The 665-nt window shown below is 68.9% G+C and carries 2 protein-coding genes and 1 pseudogene; all 3 read right to left on the bottom strand.

Annotated features, from left to right (window positions below):
* The coding region (locus tag F6Q13_RS19205; RefSeq protein ID WP_293059905.1) for a PPE domain-containing protein at window positions 1-106 on the bottom strand (106 nt) is incomplete at its 3' end.
* Complete coding sequence (locus F6Q13_RS19200) at window positions 103-237, bottom strand: hypothetical protein (RefSeq protein ID WP_293059902.1); 135 nt, start codon at window positions 235-237, stop codon at window positions 103-105. The genes F6Q13_RS19205 and F6Q13_RS19200, both read right to left, overlap by 4 nt.
* A 29-nt stretch (window positions 238-266) precedes the next feature.
* A pseudogene (locus tag F6Q13_RS19195) lies at window positions 267-665 on the bottom strand (PPE family protein); the annotation flags it as partial.

Raw genomic sequence — 665 nt, 5'->3', positions numbered from 1 at the left:
CCCAGGCCGTGGCGGCCGCCATCAGCGGCCCCGCCCCCGCCCCGGCATACATGCGGGCGGAGTTGACCTCCGGCGGCAACGCCGCAAAATCGAGCACCACGCTCATTGCTTGATCGCCTCCCTGAGCAAACGGGCCGCCGCATCACGCTCCATCGCCACTTCGGCCAGTTGCCTGCGCAGCCGTTCACGTTCACCGTGGTGCGGGCGTAACGGCAGTTGCACCACCGCGGTTGGCACCGTGGGGACCGCGACAGGCGACGGGGACACTACAGTTGCGCTTCTTCGAGCAAGAGTGCTGCGGTGTCTTTGAGCACGTCACGTTCCTTGGCCAGCTCGGCGATCTGCTGACGCAGCTGTTCAATCTCGTCCCATTCGCTGAGCCCGGCCAATTCGTCGTCGGAGGAACCATGGTGTGGCGGTGTGTACCGGCCTCGGGTGTGGTCGTGATCGGTCGGCCCTGTTGCCCACGGTGGCAGGACGCTGCTGCGCCAACGCGACCGTAGGCGCACTTCGCCGTCACGCGGCGCATTGACGATGCTGCCCACCGGGCCCATCGGGGGCACACCTCCGAAGAGGCTCCCGGGCGCGGCCGCGGCGGGTGACGTCGCGTCCAGCGGCATTGCCGTGGCGGCAAGCCGGATCGCCGGAGACGCGCTGCCCCACGA

The sequence above is a fragment of the Mycobacterium sp. genome, assembly GCF_008709575.1.
In the GTDB taxonomy this organism is placed as follows: Bacteria; Actinomycetota; Actinomycetes; order Mycobacteriales; family Mycobacteriaceae; genus Mycobacterium.
The sequence above is the reverse complement of the archived record's forward strand: the minus strand, read 5'-3'. Positions and strand labels throughout refer to the sequence as shown.